Origin of the sequence: Azospirillum oryzae (genome assembly GCF_900177515.1) — a bacterium.
GTDB lineage: Bacteria > Pseudomonadota > Alphaproteobacteria > Azospirillales > Azospirillaceae > Azospirillum > Azospirillum oryzae_A.
In genome coordinates this window covers 484,024-507,245 of sequence record NZ_FXAK01000010.1, presented here as the reverse complement: position 1 = coordinate 507,245, position 23,222 = coordinate 484,024, and the positions used below count along the sequence as shown (strand labels likewise).

The following is a 23,222-nucleotide window of genomic DNA, read 5'->3' as shown; positions in this document are numbered from 1 at the left end:
GAAAATTCAAAAAAATTTAGACCCGTCTCACAGCGCCTCATCGGGGTCGGATTCGCCGGGCGCGGTGGGGGTCTCCGGGCTCTCGATGCGGTAGACGCCGCCCAGCCAGCGCGACAGATCCACGTCGGCGCAACGCTTGGAACAGAAGGGGCGGGTGGCCGGTTCGGTCGGACGGCCGCAGATCGGGCAATTGGTGCCTGTCTTGGCGCCAAGGGTTTGGGGATCGGACAAGGGAAGGCCTCCGTAACGGACGATACGCGGTCAGGGCCGCAGCAGGGCTGCCAGCGGCGTGCCGCGGCGGGCGCGGGTCAGTTCGACCAGGCCCAGTTTGGACATGCCGTAAACTTGGGTCTGCACCGGGTCGCTTTCCACCGCCTGCGACAGGGCGGCCAGCACGCGCTCGGCATCGCCGCGGCTGCGCATGTTGACGAAATCCACCACCACGATGCCGCCGACATTGCGCAGGCGAAGCTGGCGGGCGATCTCCGCAGCGGCGTCAAGGTTGACGTCCAGCGGGTTGCCGCGCTCCCCGGCATTGACGTCGACCACCGTCAGCGCCTCCGTCCGCTCGATCACCAGCGAACCGCCGAGCTGCAGCGGCACCCGGACGTCGAGAAGCTCGGCAATCGCAGAGTCGAGGTCGCGCAGGTCGAACAGGCGCTGGGCGTCGGTATGGGCGCTGAGGCGCGGCAGAAGGTCGGGGGCGTGGCGGTCGCACCAGTCGCGCAAACCCGACAGCAGCGGCCCGTCGCCCATCTTGATTTGACCGGCCGGGGCCGGGTCGTCGACCAGGATGGCGGCGGGGGCGGCGGCTCCCTGCTCGATCAGGGCGCGGGTCGGGGCGTCGGGGCCCGGATGCAGCAGGCGGGGGGCGGAGCCGGCGCGGGCGTCGTCGCGGATGGCGCGCCATTGCAGGTGCAGCGCCTCCGATTCGGCGGCCAGAAGCTCGTCGGAGACCTGGGCGGCGCCGGCCCGCACGATCCAGCCGGCGCCGGTGGCGAGCTGTTCGATGCGGCGGGCCAGCGCGGCACGCTCCGGACCGGTGCCGAGGCGCTTGGACACCGCGATGTCGCGGCCGAGCGGCGCGTGCACCAGGAACCGGCCGGGCAGGGTGATGTCCATCGTCAGCGACGGACCCTTGGCCCCGGCTGCATCGGCCTTCACCTGCACCATCACCGGCTGGCCGGTGCGCAGCAGCGCGCCGATGGGGGCCGGCTTGGCGCCCGGACGATTGGGGCGCGGTTGCGGAGAGTCGTCGTCGAGGACGGGACGGCGCACGTCGGCGGCCGGCAGCAGGCCGGACAGGCCGTGTCCGAGATCGACGAAGGCGCCGTTCAGGCCGGTGGCGATACGCTCCACCCGGCCCAGGATGACGGCGCCGAGCAGCGACGGGCGGCCGGCATGGTCGATGTGCAGGTCGGTCAGGCGGCCGTCGGCCAGCACCGCCGCCCGCGTCAGCGGGCCGTCGCGGTCGACCAGCAGCTCAAGCCTGCTCATTGTTCAGGAGATGTCGGGGGAGGAAGCGGGAAGCCGGCGCCATGCAGCATGCCGGCGACCTCGTGCAGGGACAGCCCGACGACATTGCTGTAGGAGCCGCCGATCCAGCGTACCAGCGCCCCCGCCCGGCCCTGGATGGCATAGCCGCCGGCCTTGCCCTTCCATTCGCCCGACGCGATGTAGGCGTCGGTTTCCGCCCGGTCGAGCACCTTGAAGGTGACGTCGGTGCGGACCAGCCGGTCAATTCGGCGATGGCCTTCCGTCCCTGGAATCAGCAGGACGATGCCGCCGAGCACCCGGTGCCGCCGGCCGGACAGCAGGGACAGGCAGCGTCGTGCCTCCTCCTCCCGTTCGGCCTTGGGCAGGATGCGGCGGCCGCAGGCGACCACGGTGTCGGCGGCGAGAATCCACGAATCGGGATGGCGCGCGGCGACGCACGACGCCTTCTCCGCCGCCAGACGCAAGGCGTGCTGGGGCGGGAGTTCGTCGCGCAGCGGCGTTTCGTCGAGATCGGCGGGATCGACCGCGTCGGGCACGATGCCGATCTGGCGCAACAGGTCGAGCCGGCGGGGCGAGGCCGAAGCCAGCACCAGCCGGGGCGCCTTGGACGGGATCGTCACGGGGAACCGCGATGCAACAAGGATGCTACTTGAACCGGAAGGTGATGCGGCCCTTGGTCAGGTCGTACGGCGTCATTTCCACATTGACGCGGTCGCCCGCCAGGACGCGAATCCGGTTCTTACGCATCTTGCCGGAGGTGTGCGCCAGAACCTCGTGATCGTTGTCGAGCTTCACCCGGAACATCGCGTTCGGAAGCAATTCGACGACGGTCCCGGAAAACTCGATCAGATCTTCCTTTGCCATAGGCCCTTATGTCCGTCCTAAAAGTTTCGCGGCAATAACTGACCTTCCAAGGCCGCCGGGTCAAGGGGGATTCCCACCGCCGATGCGTTCGGCCGCAGCCATCCGCGCGGGGCAGCCCCGCGTTGTGTGGCGAAAATACCCTGTAACCCCTGCCGCGTCAGACCGACTGATAGGGGTTGAGCGGCGATGCGCCGCCTTCTTCCAGGCGGCGCGGCTGTTCCAGCGCCTTGCCGATTGCCGCGAACATCTCGCGCTGGTCGATCTCCATGCGGCGGGTCAGGCGGCCCACGGTTTCCGCCGCGCTCAGGGCACGGCCGGTGGAGCGGTCGTGGAACAGGTTGTGATTCGCCTTCGCCGCGCTGGGCAACAGGTCGGCGGCGACGGCGCCGGGGCTCGATTCGGCGGCGCGAATCAGCTTCGCCGCCCCGCCGGAGCCCAGAACATAGGCCATGCGGCTCTCCGATTCGCTGGCCGGACGGCCCAGCCGCTTCTCCAGCGCCTCGCGTCCTTCGGCCAGGTAGCGGGCGGCCATGCCGGCCGACAGGTCGACGTCATGGCGCAGTTCCAGGATCTGGCGGCGGATCGCCGGATCCTTGACGCTGGACACGCCGTTGCGGACCTGGATGTGCGAGGCCAGCTCACCCTGGCCATAGGCGGCGCCATGTCGGCGGAACAGGTCGAGCCATGTCGATTCCAGGAACTGGAACGGGCCGGCGGCGGAGCTGTACCTGTTCCTGGCACCGGCATCCAGCCCGCTTTCCTGGGTGGCCTGGGCCAGGATCGCGGTAAAGCTGTGGCCCGACAGGCCGGCGACCTGCTGCGATGCGACCAGCACCCGCGTGGCGGTCGGATCGTCGGAGTTCACCGCCCTGACCGTCTCCGCCACCTTCTTCGAGCTTGGGGTCGGGCCCTGCGCCACCGGCGCCACCGGCGCCGCCGGCTTCAGGCCGGGCAGGGGCGCGCGTGGCGCCGCGGCATCGCCGTCCGCCGGCGCGGAGTCCGCCAGCAGGACCGGCGCCTCCGGTTTGACGGCCGGGAGCGGTACCGTCGTGCCGTCGGCCAGACGGATGGGGGTGACCGGCTTGGCCGCCGGGAAGGGAACCTGGGTGCCGTCGGCCAGCAGGATCGGGGCCGGCGGTTTCACGGACGGCAGCGGCGGCGCCTTCTGGCCGTTCTGGAGCCTGCCGGCCGTATTGGTCTGGACCAGCGCGTCACGGAAGGACACGGCGCCGCCATCGGCCAGCGACGGGGGACTATCGGGCTTGCGCTCCGGTACGGGGGCGAGAGGGGGCTGCGCAACCTTCATGGCACACACTTCACTGCAGACCGGCCGAGCCTGCCGGGAGGGGTGCAGCCACTATAGCACCGACTCGTCAGCTGTGTGCGATCAACTGCGGACGCGGGGCCTCATCCTGACCATCCTCGGGCGGTCCATCGTCTGACGGTCCATGATCCGCGTGCCCGACGCGAACCCAGCGGCCGATCGCGGCCAGCAGCTTGGTCTTCTCCAGCGGCTTGGCCAGATGGGCGTTCATGCCCGCCTGCAGGCAGCGTTCGACCTCCACCTGCAGGACGCCGGCGGACAGGGCCAGGATCGGGATACGGCCAATCGAACCGGGCAGGGCACGGATGCGGCGGGTGGCCTCCAACCCGTCCATCACCGGCATCTGCACGTCCATCAGCACGAGGTCGTAGGCCTGTTCCTGCACCGCGGCGACCGCGGCGGCGCCGTCTTCCACGGCATCGACATGGTGGCCGGCCTTGGTCAGCATGGTCACCGCCAGATCGCGGTTCATCGCCAGATCCTCGGCCAGTAGGATGCGGGCGCCGGGGCTGGCGGGTTCGCTGCCGGCAACGGGGGCGCCGTCGCGCTGGACCGCGGCGCTGCCGGCGGGCAGCAAGGGCAGCGAGAACCAGAAGGTGCTGCCGCTGCCGGGCTGGCTTTCCATACCGATCTCGCCGCCCATCAGCTCCACCAGCCGGCGGCAGATGGCCAGCCCCAGGCCGGTGCCGCCGCGTCCACGTTCCAGCTGGGTGAAGCGCTGGAACAGGTCGCGCTGCCGTTCGGGTGCGATGCCGATCCCGGTATCGGTGACGGTGAAGGTGCAGATGCGACCGCCGCCGCCGACTTTGCTGCTGCCGCTGTCCTCGATCGCCTTGACCGTCAGCCGGACGGAGCCGCGGTCGGTGAACTTCACCGCATTGCTCAGCAGGTTCAGCAGGATCTGGCGCAGCCGGTCGGGATCGCCCATGACGAAGCCGCGGGCGGTGGCGGAGATGCTGGTCTGCAGCTCCAGCCCCTTCTGTTCGGCGGCCAGACGGACGATGGCGACGCAGCGGTCGGCCAGATCGTCCAGCCGGAAGGGGACGCTGACCAGATCGAGCCGCCCGGCCTCCAGTTTCGACAGGTCGAGCACGTCGTTGATGACGGTCAGGAGCGACCGTCCGGCATCGCGCACCTGCGAGGCATAGCGCCGCTGTTCCGCCGTCAGCGGGGTTTCCAGCAGCATCTCCGCGAATCCGATCACGCCGTTCATCGGCGTGCGGATCTCGTGGCTCATGGTGGCGAGGAATTCCTCCTTGGCGCGGCTGCCGGCCCGCGCCTCCTCCATGGCGGAGCGCAGCTCTTGCTCGCGCTGCTTCAGGCGGCGCGACATGTTGTTGAAGGCGTGGGAGACGACGCGGAATTCATGGGGGGCGCGCTCCGCCTCGATCATGGTGCCGCCGCCGCCGTCGCCGATCCGGGTGGCCGCACTGCCAAGTTCCCACACCCAGCGCAGGACCGAGGCGCGCAGCAGCACCCACAGCGCGGTGACGCTGACCAGCGCCGCGATGCCCAGCAGCCCCAGGCTCTGCCACAGGTCGCGCCGCGCCTCCGCGATGATCGGGCCGGTCGGCATGCCGACGGCGAAGACGGTGTCGGTCTCGTCGGAATGGCGGAAGGCCCAAAGCCGGTCGCGCCCGTCGGCGCTTTCGGAATCCAGGTAGCCGTTCCGTTCCTTCAGCATCTGCTGGACGTGCCGCATCTGGCCGACATTGCGGTTCAGCCAGCCTTCCGGATCGGGCTGTCGGGCGACGATCACGCCGTTGTGGTCCAGCACCATCACGCGGGCGTCCGGCTGCTTCAGCACCTTCACCAGATCGGTCAGCCAGGTCAGGTCGACGGCGACGCCCATCACGCGGACGATCCGGCCATCCTCGATGATCGGGCTGGCGACGATGATCAACGGCTTCAGCGAGCGCTTGCCGATGATGAAGTCGCTGACCACCCAGCTTTTGGTGTCGAGAACGCGCTGGAAATATTCGCGTTCGCGCAGCGAGATACCGGCACCCGGGCCGGTGGTGTCGCAGATGATGTTGCCGTCGGCATCGGTCAGCCAGACGCCGGTGGTCCAGCGGTGCTGGCGCGGCATCGGCGCCAGGGTGGCGACGCAGGCGTCGGTGTCGGTGGGCGTGGCGTTGCGGATCGCCGGCACCAGCGACAGCACGCCCAGCAGGTTGCGCGCCTCGCCGATCAGGTCATGCTGGCGCTGCACCCCGTCGTCGGCCAGATGCAGGGCCAGTTCGCGCGCTGCGCCGATATGATCGTCGAGCTGCTGGTCGGCGAGGTAGAGCGCGCCAACCAGCGGCAGCGCCAGCGAGGCCAGCACCACGCCCATCAGGCGCGCGCGCAGGCTGCGCGGGCTGAAGGCGCGGAGCAGGCGGGGCATCAGACCGGCGGGCATGGATGGACGGCTCTCCGCACGAAACTTCGTCGACGCTCCCGAGCCTAAGGCGGCGCGCGATGCGTTGCGATGACACAGCTCAATAACATTGGCGGGGATGCACTGTGAACTGCCTGCAGCGCAAAAAGTTGCAGAATACCAAAATTATTACCGACCATGCCGTGTGTGGCGGCAGGTCGTCGGGCTCTCAGACCGTCGGCCCGCGGGTCAGGGGGAAGCGCTGCTTCACCTTGGCCAGCAGGCCGTCGCGGACCTGCCGGTAGGCTTCCAGCATGGCGTCGCGGGTGCCGTCGACCAGGGTGGGGTCGAAGGTGTTCCAGAACTCCACGTCGCAGGCCATGGTGCGCGTCATCTCGATGGCGCGGTGCTGCGCCTCGGGCGACAGCGAGACGATGAGATCAAAGTTGGTGTCTTCCAGATCCTCGAAGGTGCGGCAGCGGTGCTTGGACAGGTCGATGCCGATCTCCTCCATCACCGCGACGGCGAAGGGATCGACCTCGTCGCCCTCGCGGACGCCGACGGAATCCACATAGACGCGGGTGCCGTGGTAATGGCGCATCATCGCCGCCGCCATCGGCGAACGGATCATGTTATAGGTACAGGCGAACAATACGCTCGTGACCGGCAGGGATGTGAGGACCGGGGTCGCCGCCATGGCCATGCGCCGCCCGTTCCCGTCAGCCGCGAATGTGCAGAACGCAGATCAGCGTGAACAGCCGGCGCGCGGTCTGCAGGTCCATCTCCACCTTGCCGGCCAGACGTTCGCGCAGCATCTCGGACCCCTCGTTGTGCAGGCCGCGGCGGCCCATGTCGATGGCCTCGATCTGCGAGGGCGTCGACCGCTTGATGGCGGCGTAGTAGCTCTCGCAGATCAGGAAATAGTCCCGCACGATCGAGCGGAAGCCGGTGATCGGCAGCATCAGCCGGTCGAGAACGCTGTCGTCCTCGCGCCGGATGTCGAAGACCAGCCGGTTGTCCTCGATCGACAGGTGCAGGTGGTACGGCCCGTCCTCCGCGAAGTCGCAGGGGCAGAACTCGTTGTCCTCCAGCAGGTCGAAGATGGCGACGGCGCGCTCATGCTCGACCTCCGGCTTGTGGCGGACGACACTCCGCTCGTCGAGCGTCACATGGGTGATGCGCCGCTTGCTCTTCGTCGTCACGCCCCGCCTCCCCCGCTGTCTTCAGTCTTTATAGAACTTATTCTTTATAGCCCGGCAGCCGCTGGGCGACGGAGCGCGCGTGCGCCTCCAGCCCCTCGGCCATCGCCAGCGTCACCGCCGTCGGGCCGATGGCACGCAGGCTTTCGGCGTCGCAGGCGACGAAGGTCGTCCGCTTCATGAAGTCCAGCACGTTGAGGCCGGAGGAAAAGCGGGCGCTGCGCGCCGTCGGCAGCACATGGTTGGGACCTGCGACGTAATCGCCGATGGCTTCCGGCGTGTAGCGGCCGAGGAAGATGGCGCCGGCATTGCGGATCTTCGCCGCCAGCGCGTCCGGATCCTCGACAGCCAGTTCCAGATGCTCCGGCGCCAGACGGTCGACCAGGGCGGGAGCGTCGGCCGTCAGGTCGCCGACCAGCACGACGGCGCCATGCTCCCGCCAGCTCTCCCCGGCGATTGCCGTGCGCGGCAGAGTCTCCAGATGCTTCTCCACCGCCGCCGCCACCGCATCGGCAAAGGCGGCATCGTCGGTGATGAGGATCGACTGGGCCGACGTGTCGTGTTCGGCCTGCGACAGCAGGTCCATGGCGATCCAGGCCGGATCGTTCTTCCCATCGGCGACCACCAGGATCTCCGACGGGCCGGCGATGCTGTCGATGCCGACGAGGCCGTAGACCTGCCGCTTGGCGGCGGCGACGAAGGCGTTGCCGGGGCCGACGATCTTGTCGACCGGCCGGATCGTCGCCGTGCCGTGGGCCAGCGCCGCGACCGCCTGGGCGCCGCCGATGCGGTAGATCTCGTCGATGCCGCAGCGCTTGGCGGCGGCCAGCACCAGCGGGTTGATCGCCCCGTCCGGCGTCGGCACCACCATGACGACGCGCTCCACGCCCGCCACCTTGGCGGGCAGGGCGTTCATCAGCACCGAGGACGGGTAGGAGGCGGTGCCGCCCGGCACATAGAGGCCGACGGCGCCGACCGGCGTCCAGCGCGCACCCAGCCGCACGCCGGCGGCGTCGCGGTAGTCGGTGACCTCCGGGATCTGGCGGCGGTGGAATTCCTCGATCCGCGCGGCGGCGAGGTCCAGCGCCTCCAGCGTCTCGGCCGAGCATTTCGCCGTGGCGGCGTCGATCTCGTCCTGGCCGATGCGCAGGGTGTCGGCCGTCAGGGTCTGGCGGTCCCAGCGGGCGGTGTAGTCGATGAGTGCGGCGTCGCCGCGCGTGCGCACCTGATCGATGACGCCGGCGACCAGCGTCTGGACATCCTCGCTGGCCTCGCGCTTGGCGTGCAGCAGCGCCTCGAACCCGGCGGCGAAGTCCGCGTCGCGAATATCAAGCCTGACGGGCATTCACCGCCTCCCGGAACTTGTCGATCCACTGAGAAATCTCGGCCGTCCGCGTCTTGAAGGCGGCGCGGTTGACGATCAGGCGCGAGGTGACGTCGGCGATATGCTCCACCTCCACCAGCCCGTTGGCCTTCAGCGTCGAGCCGGTGGAGACCAGATCGACGATGCGGCGGCACAGCCCCAGCGTCGGCGCCAGTTCCATCGCGCCGTTCAGCTTGACGCATTCGGCCTGGACGCCGCGCGCGGCGAAATGGCGCTTGGTCACCTCCGGGTATTTGGTGGCGACGCGCACATGGCTCCACCGCGACGGATCGTCGCCCTCCATCATCTCCACCGGCTCGGCGACCGACAGGCGGCAGGCGCCGATGCCGAGATCGAGCGGGGCGTAGATTTCCGGATAGTCGAATTCCATCAGCACGTCGTTACCCGCCACGCCCAGATGGGCGGCGCCGAAAGCGACGAAGGTCGCCACGTCGAAGGAGCGGACACGGATGATGCTGAGGTTCGGCACGTTGGTGGCGAAGCGCAGAAGCCGGCTCTTGTCGTCGTCGAAGGCCGGCTCCGGATGGATGCCGGCATGGGACAGCAGCGGGCGCAGCTCCTTCAGGATGCGGCCCTTGGGTAGGGCCAGCACCAGCTGGTCGTCGACCGGTGTGGCCGTTACGGCGGCAGTCACCCCTTGGGCGCTGGGATCGGCGGACAAAACACTCTCCTCGCATCGCTCGCCGGGGCGATGTGCATGCCCCGGATGAACCATCGACGCGATAGATAGCACATTCCACGCGCCCGTCACCTGTCGCTGTCGCGCCGCACCAATTTAACAGCGAAAATCCGCGCAATGCGTTATTTCACACAAATCGCAGAATTGCGGTTGACCATACTCCACGGAAAGGATAGATAAATATCCATCGGACGCCCCGCCGGGGTATCCCGCGGCAATTTGACTTTGCAGCTTGCGCCGCGTCACCAAACGCTAAAGCGCCACGATACCGGTCGTGGACCTCTTCAAGAAGGAGAGACCGGAATGACCTCGCGAGTTTCCGCTCCCCCATCCGTGCTTCGGACCGTTTTCCCGGCCTGCATGATGCGTTCGGGCCTGTGTTGCCGCTGACCTCGCGGCTGCAGAACACAGCGCCCATCCCGCACATCCGCCAGTCCTGAACGCAATTGCGCCGCGCCGCCACAGCCGTCTCCGGCAGGCGCCGCAACGGAACCCATAGTCCGGGGGAGTCCTTCGCCATGTCCCATACAAACGCCTATGCCATCGAAGTCCAGGGCCGCTCCGCCGGCATCGTCGTCGCCGAACGCGGCGGCTTCACCTTCTTCGTGTCCGACTGGGCATTCCGCGATCTCGACCGCCGCGTCTTCCGCAATGTCGGACAGGCCCAGCGCGCCGCCCACCAGCATCTGAACCGCCTGCCTGACCGCCGGCGCTGAGTTCAGGTGGGGTACATTCCATCTGCGCGGACCGCATGGAAGCCAGACCAGTGCGGCGGAACCATACCGCTGTATTGCCGGACCGAACTGCGGCACTTTGGGGCTCCGCGATTTCGACCATGACCAGAATGCGCCGGATCCGGCCTTGCCCCTGCTCTTCCGAAGAGCGGGGCAGGGCCGGGAAACTCCGCAAGCCAGACTTCGAAGAATGATGATAACGCTAACAAACATTCACAAGACCTACCCGGCCCGCGGCGGCGGCGCTTCGGTCCAGGCGCTCGCCGATGTCGACATCACGGTCGGCCGCGGCGAGATCTTCGGCATCATCGGCCGGTCCGGCGCGGGGAAATCCACCCTTCTGCGCACGGTCAACCTGTTGGAGAGCCCCAGTTCGGGCAGCGTCATGGTGGACGGGGTGGAGATGACCGCCCTGTCGGCGGCGGAGCTGCGCCGGGCACGGCATTCCATCGGCATGATCTTCCAGCATTTCAACCTGCTGTCATCGCGCACCGTCTTCGACAATGTGGCGCTGCCGCTGGAACTGGCGGGAACACCGAATGCTGAAATCCGCAAGGCGGTGGAGCCGCTGCTCGACCTCGTCGGGCTGGCCGACAAGCGCGACCGCTACCCGGCGGAGCTGTCGGGCGGGCAGAAGCAGCGCGTCGGCATCGCCCGCGCCCTTGCCAGCAAGCCGAAGGTGCTGCTGTCGGACGAGGCGACCTCCGCGCTCGATCCGGAGACGACGACGCAGATCCTGCATCTGCTGGCCGACATCAACCGGCGGCTGGGGCTGACCATCGTCCTCATCACCCACGAGATCGCCGTCATCAAGGAGATCTGCCACAAGGTGGCGGTGATGGAAGGCGGCCGGGTGATCGAGCAGGGGCCGGTCTTCGACATCTTCGCCCATCCGCAGCACCCGACCACCCGCAGCTTCGTCGATCCCGTCATCAACCGCGGCATCCCCGACAGCCTGCGCGACCGGCTGTCGCCCCGGCCCGGTCCCGGCAGCAACCCGGTGCTGCGCATCACCTTCACCGGCGAGAAGGCGACCACCCCGGTCATCAGCGCCATCAGCCGCCGGCTGGAGCTGGACCTGAACATCTGGCACGGCCAGATCGACGAGATCCAGGGCGCCCCCTTCGGCACGCTGGTGGTGGAGGCGCTGGGCGACACGGCCAAGGTCGATGCCGCCATCGCGCTGGTGAAAGAGAACAATCTGGGTGTCGAGGTGTTGGGCCATGCTCTCCCCGCAAATCATTGACCTGCTGATCAAGGGGCTGGTCGACACGCTGCACATGGTGGCGGTGTCGGGCGCCATCGGGACGCTGATCGGGCTGCCCATCGGCGTGATGCTGGCCGTCACCGGGCGGGGCGAACTGCTGCAGAACTTCGCCTTCAACAAGGTGATGGGGGCGGTTGTGAACATGACCCGCTCCACCCCCTTCATCATCCTGGTGGTGGCGATCATCCCCTTCACCCGGCTGATCGCCGGCACCTCCATCGGCACCAACGCCGCCATCGTGCCGCTGACCGTCGCCGCCGCCCCCTTCATTGCCCGCGTCGTCGAAAACGCGGTGCGCGAGGTGGATCGTGGGCTGGTCGAGGCGGCGCAGGCGATGGGCGCCACGCCCTTCCAGATCATCCGCAAGGTTCTGCTGCCGGAAGCCCTGCCGGGCATCGTCGCCGGTCTGACCCTGTCGGCTGTCAGCCTCGTCGGCTATTCGGCCATGGTGGGCGCGGTCGGCGGCGGCGGGCTTGGCGACCTCGGCATCCGCTACGGCTATCAGCGCTTCCTGCCGGAGGTGATGCTGGCGGTGGTCATCGTGCTGATCGTGCTGGTGCAGATCGTCCAGTCGACGGGCGACTGGATCGCCCGCCGCGTCAACAAACGCAATCTGAAATCCTGAACCAAGAAACCCCCTGACCCAAGAAATCCAAGGAGTGTTCGAGATGCTGCGCTTCCGTTCGCTGGCTTCGCTGCTGGCCGGCGCCGCCACCCTGGCCGTCGCCTTCGCCGCCTCTGCCGAAACCATCAAGGTCGGCGTCACCGCCGGTCCGCATGCCCAGATCCTGGAGGCGGTGAAGCCCATCGCCGCCAAGGACGGGCTGGACATCCAGATTATCGAGTTCACCGACTACGTCATCCCGAACCAGGCGCTGGCCGGCGGCGATCTGGACGCCAACAGCTTCCAGCACCAGCCCTATCTGGACAATCAGGTGAAGGACCGCGGCTTCGATCTGGTCAGCGTCGGCAAGACGGTGGTCTATCCGATCGGCATCTATTCCAAGAAGGTCAAGAGCCTGGACGAGCTGCCGTCGGGTGCCAAGGTCGCCATTCCCAACGACCCGACCAACGGCGGCCGCGTCCTGCTGCTGCTGCAGGCCAAGGGCCTGATCAAGCTGAAGGACGGCGGCAATCTGAAGGCCTCGCCCATCGACATCGTCGAGAACCCGAAGAAGCTGGAGATCGTCGAACTGGACGCCGCCCAGTTGCCGCGTTCGCTGGATGACGTGACCGTCGCCGCCATCAACACCAACTTCGCGCTGGAGGCCGGCATCGACCCGGTCAAGGACGCCATCGCCCGCGAGGCGGCGGACAGCCCCTATGCCAACGTCATCGCCGTGCGCAAGGCCGACAAGGACAAGCCCTGGGTCGCCAAGCTGGTGAAGGCCTACAACAGCCCGGAGGTGAAGGAATTCATCCTCACCAAGTTCAAGAACGCCGTCGTTCCGGCATTCTGAGAGCATTGAGGGCACGCCCGGCGGCGCTGAGCGCGTCGCCGAGCGTTTCCCCCGGCCGCGGTTCGAACAGCCGCATCGACGGATACCAGGGCCGGCAGCCGGTGCCCAGCGCCGTCCAGTCCCCCGCCGGCCCGATCCGCCACACCGGTACGCCAAGCGCGCCCGCCATCTCCGCCACCGACGTTCCGGCGGAGATCACCAGATCCAGCGCCGCCGTTAGGGCCGCCGCACCGTCGAGGTCGTTCTTGAGGTCCAGCGGCGGGCGGTGGATGGCGATGCCGAAACGCTGTTCGGCGTCGGCGAGTTCGGCTTCGCAGTCGTCGTACTGAAGATTGATCAGGCGCAGGCCGGGCAGGGTGAGGATTGGCGCCCAGTCGGCCAGCGGGGCGTAGTTGGCGGCGCGGAGTGCGCCGCGCAGGCTGCTGCGCCAGCAGAGGCCGATGGTGAGGGTGGGGTTGGGCGTCTGCATCCGCTGCCCCCTCCCCATCCCTCCCCCGCCTTTGGCGGGAGAGGGGGCAGGATGCTTGGCGGCGCCGCTTGATCGTGAAGCGGCGGCAGTGCCCTCTCCTGCCGAAGGCGGCGGAGGGTTAGGGAGGAGGCCGTCGTCGCCACCCAATCCACCCAACCACCCCCGCCACCGCTCCACCGCCGCGCCGTCCGCCCGCAGCCATCCCCCCTGCGCCGGAAAGCTCCCTAGCCCCCAGCCCAGCAGCAAGGGCAGCGACCCCGCCGGGACGTGGCAGTCGGCATCCACCGGATCAGCCGTCGCCGCGCGGACCATCGCCCGCGGGAATGACCGCGCGAATAACTCGACCAGCCGCGGCTCGCATTCCAGAACCACCCGGCCGGCGCGTGCGATCAGGTCGGCGTAGCAGGCGCTGAACATCAGCTCGTCGCCCACCCCCTGCTCGCGCCAGACCAGCACGGTCTTTCCGGCCGGGTCGCCGCCATCCCAGGCGGGAACGCGGAAGCGGCGGTCGGGCAAGGCCTGCCCGGCGGCGAAGCGCGCTTCCAGCCCGGCCCAGCCCCCGGCAATCTCCCCCCGCGCCAGCGCCGCATAGCCGCGGTTGAAGGTGGCGAGCGTCAGGGTAGGATCGTCCTCCACCGCTTGGCGATAGGCCGCGTCCGCTTCGGCCGGGCGACCGGCGGCGTGCAGGGCATTGCCGAGATTGTAGCGCCAGTCGGCCCGCCGCGGCTCCAGGGCCAGGGCGCGGCCCCAACCCTTCAGCGCGGCGTCGAGCCGGCCCTGCCGCTGCCGCAGGTCCGCCAGCCCGGCCCAGCCGGCGCCGGTTCCGGGGGCGAACAGGATCACCCGCCACCAGACCAGCCCGGCGGCGGTGCCGTCGCCCGCCCGCTCCAACGCCAAAGCGAGGTTGCCGAGCGTGCCGAGGTCGCCCGGCCGGCCCTGGAGCGCCAGCCGCAGATGCGCCACCGCGTCGACCGGCCGGTCGAGCGCCAGGGCCGCCAGCCCCAGATTGCTGGTCGCCGCCGGGTCGCCGGGGCGCAGGCGCAAGGCCCGGCCGGCGGCGCGCTCCGCCTCGGCGGCATGGACGGGAACCCGCAAGGCGTCGGCCGATAGGGCGGTCCAGGCCTCGGCCAAAGCCGGGTCGAGGGCGAGCGCCCGCTGGAAGTAGGGCAGGCCGTCGCCACCCAGCGCCTGCCGCGCCAGCCCGGCATTGGCCCACAGCCCGGCATGAAACGGTGCGAAGCGCAGCGCCGCGTCGGTCGCCTCAGCCGCCTCGGCCGCCGCGCCGCGGGACAAGCGCAGAGCGCCGAGATTGCCCAGCGCCTCCACGTCGTCGGGGGCGAGCGTGGCGGCGGCCAGCCAGTCGGCCTCGGCGTCGGCCAGGGCGCCCATCTCCTGATGGGCCAGCGCGCGGCGCTTGTGGCGGTCGGCGGTCGGCTCCGCCGCGATGGCGCGGCTCAGCAGGGTGGCGGCGATGTCGGGACGGCCGGCCTGATGGCCGAGCAGCGCGTAGCCCTCCAGCGCCGCCGGCACCTCGCCACCCTGGTCGAGGATGCGCTGATAGGCCTTCTCCGCCTCGGGCCAGCGGCCGGACTCGTGGAGCGAGCGGGCTTCGGCCAGCCATTCTTCGACAGGTGGGGCAGGGGGCGAGGACGGGACCAGCCGGCGCAGCTCCGCCGCCATGCGGGCCAGAAGGTCGGCCAACCCCTCGCCGGGGCGTGTGCTCCACAGCCGCATCGACGGGAACCAGGGCCGGGCGCCGCTGCCCAAAGCCGTCCAGTCGCCGGCCGGGCCGAAGCGCCAGACCGGCACCCCCAGCGCGCCCGCCATCTCGCCGACCGAACTCGCCACCGTCACCACGAGGTCGAGGTTGGCGATCAGGGCGGAGACTCCCTCCAAATCGTTCTTCAGGTCGGTGTCCGGCCAGCGCCGGATGCGGACACCCAGCCGCGTTTCGACTTCAGCGATCTCCGCCTCGCGCCCGTCATATTGCAGGGTGACCGGGATCAGGCCGGGCAGGGTCAGCAGCGGCGCCCAGTCGGCCAGCGCGGTGTAGGAGGCCTTGCGCTCCCCCAGCATGTTCTGGCTGCCCCAGCAGATGCCGACGCGCAAACCCGGTCCCAAGTCCGCCAACCGCTCGGCCCATGCCGCGGCGCGCGCCGGGTCGGGCGCCAGCCAGGACGGCCGGGCGGGAAAATCGACCAGGGTCGGGCGCAACCGCCGCGGCAGCGATCCCATCGCCAAATGGGCGTCGGCATCCGTCGGGCCGGTCGTCTCCGCCCGCACCGTGACGCCGGGCAGGGCGCGGCCGACCAGCCCGGTCAGGCGGGCATCGACCTCCACCACCAGCGCCCCCGGCCCCAACCTTGCGGCGAGGTCGGGCAGGGCGGTGCCGAACATCAGCTCGTCGCCCAGCCCCTGTTCGCGCCAGACCAGCACGCGCCGGCCGGTCGCGCCGTCCCAGGCCGGCAGGGCGATGCTGCGCCCGGCCGACACGCGGCGGGAGGCGAAGCGGGCCTCATACTCGTCCCACCCCTCGGCCAGCCGCCCTTGGCCCAGCAGCCGCAGGGCGAGGTTCCAACGGGCCAGCGCGAAGCCGGGGGCATGGACGAGCGCGTTGCGATAGAGCGCCTCCGCCTCCTCGCCGCGCCCCTGCGCCTCGCGCAGCAGGGCGAGGTTCACCATCGTCTCGGCATCGCCGGGGGCAAGGCGCAGCGCTTCCAGGTGCGCCGCCTCGGCCTCGCCGGTGCGGCCGGTCTCCTTCAGCACGACGCCGAGGTTGGTCAGGGCGGTGGCATGGCCGGGGTCGAGGCGCAGGGCGTGGCGCAACGCCGTTTCCGCCTCGCCATAGTCGTCCTGCGCCCGCAGCAGCGTGCCGAGATTGGCCCAGGCCTCGGCATAGCCGGCGTCGAGGTCGAGCGCACGGCGGTAATGGCTTGCGGCCTCCGCCAGCCGGTCCTGCTCCTGCAGGGCGCTGCCCAGGCTGTTGTGCGCCTCGGCATAGGCCTCGCGCAGGGCGAGCGCCCGGCGGTATTCCGCCTCCGCCTCCTCCAGCCGGCCCAGCGCGTGGAGGGCGAGGCCGAGGTTGGCATGCTGCTCCGCCATCTTCGGGCGCCGGGCGATGGCCTGCCCGATCAGCCGGACGGCGTCGGCATCCCGGCCGCGCTGGTGGTGCAGAACGCCCAGCAGATGCAGCGCGTCGGCGTTCGCGCCGTCGGCGGCCAGCATGGCGCGATAGGCGCGCTCCGCCCCGTCCAGATCGCCGGCGCGGTGGTGGGCCAGCGCCTCGCGCAGGAGGGCGGCCAATCTGGCGGGGGCTGCGGGTGGCGGCATGAGCGAGGGGTGCCAAGGGATGGAACGGGCCATTTCGATAGCATGAGTCGGCCGGAGGGCGCGCACCCAAAATCCCGAACGCATTTAAGGGGACTGGCGCGCCACTTTTCATCCTGTATACTTGCGCACAATTCGGCCCAGGGCCAACATCGTCGGCCGATCTCCATCCAAAAGGCTTATATCTTGAGTAAGACTGCAATCATCGTCGACGACAGCAAGCTTTCGCGCATGCATGTGCGGGCCATGGTCTTGCGCAACAAGCCCGACTGGTCGGTGGTCGAGGCGGCGAACGGTGACGAACTCTTCAAGACGTTGCAGGACACGCCGGTCGATGTCGCGATCATCGATTACAACATGCCCGGCGACAATGGCGTGGACACCGCGGCCAAGCTGCGCAGCAGCCATCCCGGCGTCCACATCGCCATCATCACCGCCAACGCCCAGGACGCGGTGGTGTCGGGCATCCGCGCGGTCGGCGCCGCCTTCATGCCCAAGCCGCTGGAGGAGGAGCAGGTCGTCCGTTTTCTGAACTCCACCGCCCTGCCGCCGCGCCGGCCGACCCAGGCCCCGCAGGAGTGATCGCAGCCCCCATGCTGAGCGATCTGGAACGCGACGCCCTGGCCGAACTGGGCAACATCGGCATCGGCCGGGCATCGACGGCGCTCGGCCGCATGCTGGGCGGGCTGGTCACGCTGTCGGTCCCGTCGGTGGAGATGGTGCCGCTGGCCGATGTGGCCGGGCTGCTGGACCGGGCGCTGACGCCGCCGCTGGTGGGCATCTCCGAAACGCTGGGCGGCCTGTTCGCGGGATGCGCCCTGCTGGTCTTCCCCCAGGCCGGCAGCCTGTTCCTGGTGCGCGCCGCCCTGCCGCCCGACGTGCCGGCGGAGGACGCCTCCGAGATGGAGGACGAGGTCCTGGCGGAGCTGGGCAACGTCGTGCTGAACAGCGCGCTGGCCCTGGTCGCCAACCTGCTGGGCGAACCGGTGGAGACCGGCCTGCCGGCGGTGTTCCGCGGCAGTGCGGCGGAGATCCTGCGGGGATGTTCGGGGACGCCGCCGACCGCTGACGGTGCCGCGGTGCTGTTCCACATCGACCTGCGCACGACCCTGCCGGGCGGCGACGGGGCGGTGGTCGGAGGACGGGTGGTCCTGCTGCTCGACGCCGGCTCCGCCGGGGCGCTGCAGGCGACGCTGGGCCGCTATATCGGGCGGCTGGTGGCGTGACGGCAACAAGAACAACCGGCTGGAAAGGCGGGTAAGGACCATGGCACTCATCAAGAAGACCAAGATCGACACGGCGCACACCGGCCGGAGCAAGCCCGGCGCCGCCGGCGATCCGGATCGGTCCGCCCCCGGAAATCAGGCCCCCGGAAATCATGCCGCCGGAACCGAGACCGCCACGGCCGAAGCCGCACCGCCGGGCGCGCCGCAGCGCCGCCGGGCGCGTGCCGATTCGCGCCGCCGGCAGGCCGCCAGCGGCATCGCCGCCGCCTCCACCGAACTGGCGAGCGGCGTCACCCAGGCGGCCTCGGCGGCGGAGGAACTGCGCCGGGCGATGGAGCAGATCGCCGCCGGGGCTGAGGAATCGGCCAGCGCCACCCAGCAGTCCCAACGCATGATCGGCCGCGCGTCGGAACTGCTGACCCGTTCGCGCAGCACGGCGGAACAGGCGGTTCTGCGGGTCGAGGCGCTGCAGGCCACGCTGAAGGACGTCAGCGGCCAGATCCTGTCCTCCATCGAAGGCATCGTCCGCGCCGCCGAACGGCAGGAGGCGTCGGTGCGGCTGGTGCGCGACCTGGAAGCGCGGGCGCAGGAAATCGGCACCATCGTCCAGAGCGTCGCCGCCATTGCCGACCAGACCAACCTGCTGGCGCTGAACGCCGCCATCGAGGCGGCGCGGGCGGGGGAGGCCGGCAAGGGCTTCGCCGTCGTCGCCGACGAGGTGCAGGCGCTGGCGGAGCGGTCGGAACGCAGCGCCAACGACATCCAGGCGATGGTCGCGGAAATCCAGGAGGCGGTGGCCTCCATCGCCGCCGGCATCGTCGCCTCTGCCGACGCCGCCAAGGCGGAGGTGGAGCGCGGGCGCATGATCGTCCAGCAGCTGGAAGGCGTGCGGTCGGACATGTCGACCATCGTCCAGGGGGCGCAGGAGACCATCCGTGCCGCGGTGGAGGCCGATCAGGCCGCCCGCGAGGCCCTGCGCGGGGCGGAGACCATCGCCGCCAGCGCCGAGGAGCAGTCCGCCGCCGCCGAGGAGGCGCTGCGGACGGCGGGAGAGCAGGCGCTGGCCCTGACCCAGAGCCAGCGCGCCGCCGGCCAGCTGTCCGAACTGGCCGAGGATCTGGAGGGAACCGCCGATCTCGCCGCCACCGCCGACGAGCTGGCGTCGGCCGCCGAGGAGCTGTCGGCCGCCATCGAGGAGATCAACCGCGGCGCCGCCCAGATCATGACCGCCATCGGCCAGATCTCCGGCGGCGCGCAGGCGCAGAGCGCGGCCACCCACCAGTTGGCCTCGGCGATCGCGGAAATCGACGCCGCCGCGACGCTGGCCGCCAGCCGCGCGGGCGAGTCGGTCGACCGCTGCGGCTCGATGGAAGGGCTGCTGGGCGAAACGCGCGAGACCATCGGAAAGCTGGCCGACGGCATGTTGGAGGCGGTGGAGTCCTCCCGCCGCGCCGGCGAGCGGCTGGACGCGCTGGAGCGGATCGGCCGGCGCATCGACAAGGTGGTGGACGCCATCGCCACCGTCGCCATCCAGACCGGCATGCTGGCGGTCAGCGGCTCCATCGAGGCGGCGCGGGCGGGGGAGTTCGGCCGTGGCTTCACCGTGGTCAGCGGCGACATCCGCAAGCTGGCGGGCGACAGCGCGGAAAGCGCGGAGCGGGTGAAGGACATCGTCCGCGACATCCAGGACCAGATGCTGCGGGTGCGCCGCGACGTGGATGAGGTCTCCGCGACGGCGGTGACGGAGATCGCGCGCCACCGCGCCTTCGGCGTCACCCTGACCGCCGGCGCGCAGGAACTGCGGGTGGTCACCGCCGGTGGCCGCGAGATTCTGGACGCCGCCAACGAGACCACCGCCGCGCTGCGCGAGACCCGCGTCGGCGTGGAGCAGGTGGCCGCCGCCGCCGCCGCCGCGAACCTGTCCGGTTCCGAAGCGGCCAAGGCCGCGCGCGAGCAGGCGAAGGGGGCCGAGGAGCTGGCGTCGGCGATCGAGGAGATCGCGGCGATGGCCGACAGCCTGCTGGGCGCGGCTTGACCGCCGTGGCCCAAGACGTGGCCGATGGCGCTCTCGCCTTCGTCACGGTGACGGTCGGCGACCTGCGCCTTGCCCTGCCGCTGGCGGCGGTCCGCGCGGTGATCCGGCTGCCGGAGTTGGTGCGCATTCCGCTGGGACCGCCCAGCCTCGACGGGCTGGCGCAGTGGCATGGCGAGGCGGTGCCGGTTCTCGACCTTGCCGGGGCGTTGGGCCGGCCGATGGCGGTTCCGGCCGGTGCCCGGGCCACGCGGGAGACGCGCGTGGTGCTGGTCGGGCATCACGGCCAACCGGTGGGGCTGCGGGTGGATGCGATGGCCGGCATCCTGCGCAGCGACCCCGACCGCATCGATCCGGTGACGCAGGAGGAGGGCGGGCTCGACCCCGCCATGCTGGACGGCCTGCTGCGCGACGGCCCGGCCACCATCCTGAAGCTGGACGCGCTGATCGAGCGCCAGTTCGGCGACCGGACGGAAGGCGGGCGGGCGGATCGCAGGACGGGCGGATTCGGGCTTGCGACGGCGGGCGAAGCCGCCAAGGCCGGTGCCGGAGCCGACCGCCAGGCCCTGCTGGTCTTCGAGGTCGCCGGGCAGGAATTCGCCCTGCCGGTGGACCGGGTGCGCGAGGTTCTGCCGGCCCCGCGCGAGGTCGCCCGCATGGCGCGGGCCAAGGCGCATCTGCTGGGCGTGATGGCGGTGCGCGACCGGCTGCTGCCGCTGGTGGGCTTGCGCGCCCTGTTTGGATTGGACGGCACCGGCGGACAGGCGGCCGGCCGCCGCGTCGTCGTCGTGCGGCCGGGGGCGGGGCAAGCGCCCGTCGGCGTGCTGGTGGACGAGGTGCGCGAGATCCTGCGGCTCGATCCCGCGCAGATCGACCCGGTGCCGCCGCTGCTGGCCCGCGAGCCGGAGTTCGAGGATCTGGACGGCATCGCCCGCGCGGATGGCGGGCGGCGGCTGGTGTCGGTGCTGTCGGCGCAGAGGCTGTTCCGCCATGGCGCGGCACTGGCGGACAAGGCCGGCGTGGAAGCGGGCGCAAAGCGGGACGGGGCAAAGGGGGACGGGATGGAACCGGCTATGCCCGCGGACGGCGGCGAAGGAAAGATCGGCGTGGGGGAGCGCTTCGTCGTCTTCCGCCTCGCCGGGGCCGAATACGGACTGCCGGTCGCTGCCGTGCGCGAGGTGCTGCGCCGGCCCGACGGCATCACGCCGCTGCCCAACGCGCCCGACTTCGTCGCCGGCGTGCTGACCCTGCGCGGCGAGGTTCTGCCGCTGATCGACCAGCGCCGGCTGCTGAACCTGCCCGCCGCGGACTCCGCCGGGAAGCCGGCCGCCGGGATCGAGCGCGGTCGGGTGGTGGTGGTCGGGCGCGACGGGCTGCTGGTCGGGCTGCTGGTGGACGGTCTGTCCGGCCTGGTGACGGTCCCGGCGGAGCGGATCGGTCCGGCACCGGCGGTGTCGGCGGCACAGCGGCGGCTGATCCGCCGGGTGGCGACGCTGGATACGGCCGGGGATATGGCCGGCGGCGCCCGCCTGATCCTGCTGATGGACGCGGAAAGCCTGCTCGACATGGACCGGTTGGCCGACCTGCCTGTTATCCCGCAGTGACGGCTGGGAGCCTGGAGTGGGGGACGGCGTGCTGACGGTGCTGGTGGTGGACGATTCCGCGTTGATGCGCCGGCGCATCGCGGATCTGCTGAGCGAGGCCGGATTCCGGGTGGAGACCGCCGCGACGGGGGAGGAGGCCCTGGCGCGACTGCCGGTCGTCGATCCGGATGTTGTGACGCTGGACGTCACCATGCCGGGCATGGACGGGCTGACCTGCCTTGCCCGCATCATGGTGGAGCATCCCAAGCCCGTCGTCATGGTCTCCGCCCTCACCGGCGCGGGGGCGGAGGAGACGCTGGAGGCGCTTCGGCTCGGCGCGGTGGAGGCGGTGCAGAAGCCGGCCGCCGGCGCCATCGGCCGCATCGGCGAGGAGCTGGTGGAGACGGTGCGCGCCGCCGCATCCTCCCGCCCGCGCCGTGTCCACGGCCTGCGCGAACGGCTGCGGCTGGCCCGCGCCCGCATCGCCGGAGAGGATTTCGTGGCGCCCGAGGAGTTGCCGCCTGCCGTACCGCCGTTGGCGGCGTCGCCCGCAGCCGTGGCGGCGATGGGCGGCGAGGGGGTGGTGCTGATCGGCGTCTCGACCGGCGGGCCCAGCACGCTGGAGGACATCCTGCCCCTGCTGCCGGCCGGCTTTCCCTGGCCGGTGGTGGTGGCGCAGCATATGCCGGCCGCCTTCACCGCGACGCTGGCGCGCCGGCTGGACGAGCTGTGCGCGCTGAGGGTGGTGGAGGTGGAGCGGGCGACGGTGCTGGCGCCGGGCATGGTCTGCATCGCCCGCGGCAGCGCCGATGTCGAACTGGCGCGGCGCGGCGGGCGGCTTCAGGCGGTCTGCGTGCCGGCCTCGCAGGACCGGCCCTGGCATCCCAATGCCGACCGGCTGGTGACCAGCGCCCTGCGGCTGCTGCCCGCCGACCGGCTGGTGGGGGTGCTGCTGACCGGCATGGGCAATGACGGGGCGGCGGCGATGGCCGAGCTGCATGCCCGCGGCGGCCGCACCATCGCGGAGTCGGAGGACAGCGCCGTCGTTTTCGGCATGCCGCAGGACCTGATTCGGCGCGGCGGTGCCGGCGTCGTGCTGCCGTCGGGCCGGATCGCCGGCCAGCTCACCCGCTGGCTGATGCCGGCCGGCCGGCGCGTCGGGATCGATTGAGGAGTGATGCCATGGGACTGGTGAAGAAGAAGGCCGCTCCGGAATTGGCCCCGGTCTTGGCACCGGCCGCGACAGGCGCCCGGCCGGACCCGTTGGCCTCGCTTGAGGATGCCGACGCCGCGGTCCGTCGCGATGCCGCCCATGCGTTGGGCCATGCGGCGCTGCCGGGCGCGGAGGCGGCACTCGCCCGCCGGCTTCAGACGGAGGGGGATGCCGGCGTGCGTGAGGCGATCCTGACCGCGCTCGCCCGCATCGCCACGCCGGACGCGGCGGCGGCGCTGGTCCCCTTCCTCGACCGCGAGGATGCGGCTTTGCGCAACGCGGCGCTGGAAAGCCTGCAGCAGATGCCGGCGGAGGTCGCCGCCCCGGCGCTGCTGCCCCTGCTCGACCATGCCGACGCCGACCTGCGCATCTTCGCGGTGCAGGGGCTGGGCAGCCTCGTTCATCCGAGCCGCGCCGACTGGCTGGCGAGGGTGATGGAGCGCGATGCCGACGTTAATGTCTGCCTCGCCGCGGTGGAAGCGCTCGCCGAGGCCGGCAGTCCGGAGGCGCTGTCCAGCCTGGAGACGCTGGCCCGCCGCTTCCCCGGCGACGCCTTCGTCGCCTTCGCCGTCGACGCCGCCCGGTCCAGCTTCCAGGGACGGTGA

21 protein-coding genes are annotated in these 23,222 nt (G+C 70.7%); 10 read left to right on the top strand and 11 right to left on the bottom strand.

Annotated elements, in window-relative coordinates; genetic code table 11:
• Positions 1-27 precede the first annotated feature (27 nt).
• From B9N97_RS34065 to hisG, 10 genes are all read right to left on the bottom strand, one after another.
• A complete protein-coding gene (locus tag B9N97_RS34065) occupies positions 28-231 on the bottom strand; it encodes a DNA gyrase inhibitor YacG (RefSeq protein ID WP_085092235.1) in 204 nt (67 codons plus the stop codon).
• A gap of 30 nt (positions 232-261) precedes the next feature.
• On the bottom strand, positions 262-1,497 hold the full coding sequence (locus B9N97_RS34060) for a ribonuclease E/G (protein ID WP_085092234.1): 1,236 nt from the start codon (positions 1,495-1,497) through the stop codon (positions 262-264).
• The gene (locus B9N97_RS34055; RefSeq protein WP_085092233.1) at positions 1,494-2,117 is read right to left on the bottom strand and encodes a Maf family protein; all 624 of its coding nucleotides are present in this window, start codon (positions 2,115-2,117) and stop codon (positions 1,494-1,496) included. The genes B9N97_RS34060 and B9N97_RS34055 overlap by 4 nt, the downstream gene beginning before the upstream one ends.
• Positions 2,118-2,142: 25 nt before the next feature.
• The gene (gene infA / locus B9N97_RS34050; RefSeq protein ID WP_012977999.1) at positions 2,143-2,361 is read right to left on the bottom strand and encodes a translation initiation factor IF-1; all 219 of its coding nucleotides are present in this window, start codon (positions 2,359-2,361) and stop codon (positions 2,143-2,145) included.
• Positions 2,362-2,518: 157 nt separating this feature from the next.
• On the bottom strand, positions 2,519-3,667 hold the full coding sequence (locus tag B9N97_RS34045; protein WP_085092232.1) for a lysozyme family protein: 1,149 nt from the start codon (positions 3,665-3,667) through the stop codon (positions 2,519-2,521).
• A gap of 67 nt (positions 3,668-3,734) precedes the next feature.
• On the bottom strand, positions 3,735-6,086 hold the full coding sequence (locus tag B9N97_RS34040; protein WP_085092231.1) for a hybrid sensor histidine kinase/response regulator: 2,352 nt from the start codon (positions 6,084-6,086) through the stop codon (positions 3,735-3,737).
• 187 nt (positions 6,087-6,273) lie between these two features.
• A complete protein-coding gene (locus B9N97_RS34035) occupies positions 6,274-6,747 on the bottom strand; it encodes an arsenate-mycothiol transferase ArsC (protein WP_085092230.1) in 474 nt (157 codons plus the stop codon).
• A 16-nt stretch (positions 6,748-6,763) separates the two neighbouring features.
• Entirely contained in the window at positions 6,764-7,246 is a 483-nt protein-coding gene (locus B9N97_RS34030; protein WP_085092229.1) for a UPF0262 family protein, read from the bottom strand.
• A 37-nt stretch (positions 7,247-7,283) separates the two neighbouring features.
• Positions 7,284-8,588, bottom strand: a complete 1,305-nt coding sequence (hisD, locus tag B9N97_RS34025) for a histidinol dehydrogenase (RefSeq protein WP_085092228.1) — start codon at positions 8,586-8,588, stop codon at positions 7,284-7,286.
• Complete coding sequence (gene hisG, locus B9N97_RS34020; protein ID WP_432264224.1) at positions 8,572-9,288, bottom strand: ATP phosphoribosyltransferase; 717 nt, start codon at positions 9,286-9,288, stop codon at positions 8,572-8,574. Before hisG ends, hisD begins: the two co-directional genes overlap by 17 nt.
• Before the next feature lie 536 nt (positions 9,289-9,824).
• Between hisG and B9N97_RS34015 the strand changes: the two genes are divergently transcribed.
• From B9N97_RS34015 to B9N97_RS34000, 4 genes are all read left to right on the top strand, one after another.
• The gene (locus B9N97_RS34015) at positions 9,825-10,022 is read left to right on the top strand and encodes a hypothetical protein (protein WP_085092227.1); all 198 of its coding nucleotides are present in this window, start codon (positions 9,825-9,827) and stop codon (positions 10,020-10,022) included.
• A gap of 211 nt (positions 10,023-10,233) precedes the next feature.
• Positions 10,234-11,286 (top strand): methionine ABC transporter ATP-binding protein, encoded by a 1,053-nt coding sequence (locus B9N97_RS34010; RefSeq protein ID WP_085092371.1) that lies wholly within the window; start codon positions 10,234-10,236, stop codon positions 11,284-11,286.
• Positions 11,264-11,932 carry a methionine ABC transporter permease gene (locus B9N97_RS34005; RefSeq protein ID WP_085092226.1) on the top strand — a complete coding sequence of 223 codons (669 nt, stop codon included), beginning with the start codon at positions 11,264-11,266 and terminating at the stop codon, positions 11,930-11,932. Before B9N97_RS34010 ends, B9N97_RS34005 begins: the two co-directional genes overlap by 23 nt.
• A 43-nt stretch (positions 11,933-11,975) precedes the next feature.
• A complete protein-coding gene (locus B9N97_RS34000; protein WP_085092370.1) occupies positions 11,976-12,767 on the top strand; it encodes a MetQ/NlpA family ABC transporter substrate-binding protein in 792 nt (263 codons plus the stop codon).
• Here B9N97_RS34000 and B9N97_RS33995 read toward each other — a convergent pair.
• Complete coding sequence (locus B9N97_RS33995) at positions 12,739-16,566, bottom strand: tetratricopeptide repeat protein (RefSeq protein WP_085092225.1); 3,828 nt, start codon at positions 16,564-16,566, stop codon at positions 12,739-12,741. The genes B9N97_RS34000 and B9N97_RS33995 overlap by 29 nt on opposite strands.
• Before the next feature lie 183 nt (positions 16,567-16,749).
• On the opposite strand from B9N97_RS33995, the gene B9N97_RS33990 reads away from it, so the two are divergent.
• From B9N97_RS33990 to B9N97_RS33965, 6 genes are read left to right on the top strand one after another with little or no spacing between them, the layout of a single operon-like run.
• Positions 16,750-17,145, top strand: a complete 396-nt coding sequence (locus B9N97_RS33990; protein WP_085092224.1) for a response regulator — start codon at positions 16,750-16,752, stop codon at positions 17,143-17,145.
• Between the two features lie 11 nt (positions 17,146-17,156).
• Positions 17,157-17,789 carry a chemotaxis protein CheC gene (locus B9N97_RS33985; RefSeq protein WP_085092223.1) on the top strand — a complete coding sequence of 211 codons (633 nt, stop codon included), beginning with the start codon at positions 17,157-17,159 and terminating at the stop codon, positions 17,787-17,789.
• 40 nt (positions 17,790-17,829) lie between these two features.
• Entirely contained in the window at positions 17,830-19,824 is a 1,995-nt protein-coding gene (locus tag B9N97_RS33980) for a methyl-accepting chemotaxis protein (protein WP_085092222.1), read from the top strand.
• 5 nt (positions 19,825-19,829) lie between these two features.
• Positions 19,830-21,425, top strand: coding sequence for a chemotaxis protein CheW (locus B9N97_RS33975; protein WP_244561077.1), 1,596 nt, complete (start codon positions 19,830-19,832; stop codon positions 21,423-21,425).
• Positions 21,426-21,453: 28 nt separating this feature from the next.
• Positions 21,454-22,575 carry a chemotaxis-specific protein-glutamate methyltransferase CheB gene (gene cheB / locus B9N97_RS33970; protein WP_167393487.1) on the top strand — a complete coding sequence of 374 codons (1,122 nt, stop codon included), beginning with the start codon at positions 21,454-21,456 and terminating at the stop codon, positions 22,573-22,575.
• A gap of 11 nt (positions 22,576-22,586) precedes the next feature.
• On the top strand, positions 22,587-23,222 hold the full coding sequence (locus tag B9N97_RS33965) for a HEAT repeat domain-containing protein (RefSeq protein ID WP_085092219.1): 636 nt from the start codon (positions 22,587-22,589) through the stop codon (positions 23,220-23,222).

What these genes read in the sequence shown, in the direction of transcription:
- B9N97_RS33995 (WP_085092225.1), bottom strand. Translation starts at nt 16,566, where the DNA reads ATGCCGCCACCCGCAGCCCCCGCCAGATTGGCCGCCCTCCTGCGCGAG.
- B9N97_RS34045 (WP_085092232.1), bottom strand. Translation starts at nt 3,667, where the DNA reads ATGAAGGTTGCGCAGCCCCCTCTCGCCCCCGTACCGGAGCGCAAGCCC.
- B9N97_RS34040 (WP_085092231.1), bottom strand. Translation starts at nt 6,086, where the DNA reads ATGCCCGCCGGTCTGATGCCCCGCCTGCTCCGCGCCTTCAGCCCGCGC.
- B9N97_RS34060 (WP_085092234.1), bottom strand. Translation starts at nt 1,497, where the DNA reads ATGAGCAGGCTTGAGCTGCTGGTCGACCGCGACGGCCCGCTGACGCGG.
- hisD (WP_085092228.1), bottom strand. Translation starts at nt 8,588, where the DNA reads ATGCCCGTCAGGCTTGATATTCGCGACGCGGACTTCGCCGCCGGGTTC.
- B9N97_RS33985 (WP_085092223.1), top strand. Translation starts at nt 17,157, where the DNA reads ATGCTGAGCGATCTGGAACGCGACGCCCTGGCCGAACTGGGCAACATC.
- B9N97_RS34015 (WP_085092227.1), top strand. Translation starts at nt 9,825, where the DNA reads ATGTCCCATACAAACGCCTATGCCATCGAAGTCCAGGGCCGCTCCGCC.
- B9N97_RS33965 (WP_085092219.1), top strand. Translation starts at nt 22,587, where the DNA reads ATGGGACTGGTGAAGAAGAAGGCCGCTCCGGAATTGGCCCCGGTCTTG.
- infA (WP_012977999.1), bottom strand. Translation starts at nt 2,361, where the DNA reads ATGGCAAAGGAAGATCTGATCGAGTTTTCCGGGACCGTCGTCGAATTG.
- B9N97_RS34005 (WP_085092226.1), top strand. Translation starts at nt 11,264, where the DNA reads ATGCTCTCCCCGCAAATCATTGACCTGCTGATCAAGGGGCTGGTCGAC.
- B9N97_RS33980 (WP_085092222.1), top strand. Translation starts at nt 17,830, where the DNA reads ATGGCACTCATCAAGAAGACCAAGATCGACACGGCGCACACCGGCCGG.
- B9N97_RS34000 (WP_085092370.1), top strand. Translation starts at nt 11,976, where the DNA reads ATGCTGCGCTTCCGTTCGCTGGCTTCGCTGCTGGCCGGCGCCGCCACC.
- B9N97_RS34010 (WP_085092371.1), top strand. Translation starts at nt 10,234, where the DNA reads ATGATAACGCTAACAAACATTCACAAGACCTACCCGGCCCGCGGCGGC.
- B9N97_RS34035 (WP_085092230.1), bottom strand. Translation starts at nt 6,747, where the DNA reads ATGGCCATGGCGGCGACCCCGGTCCTCACATCCCTGCCGGTCACGAGC.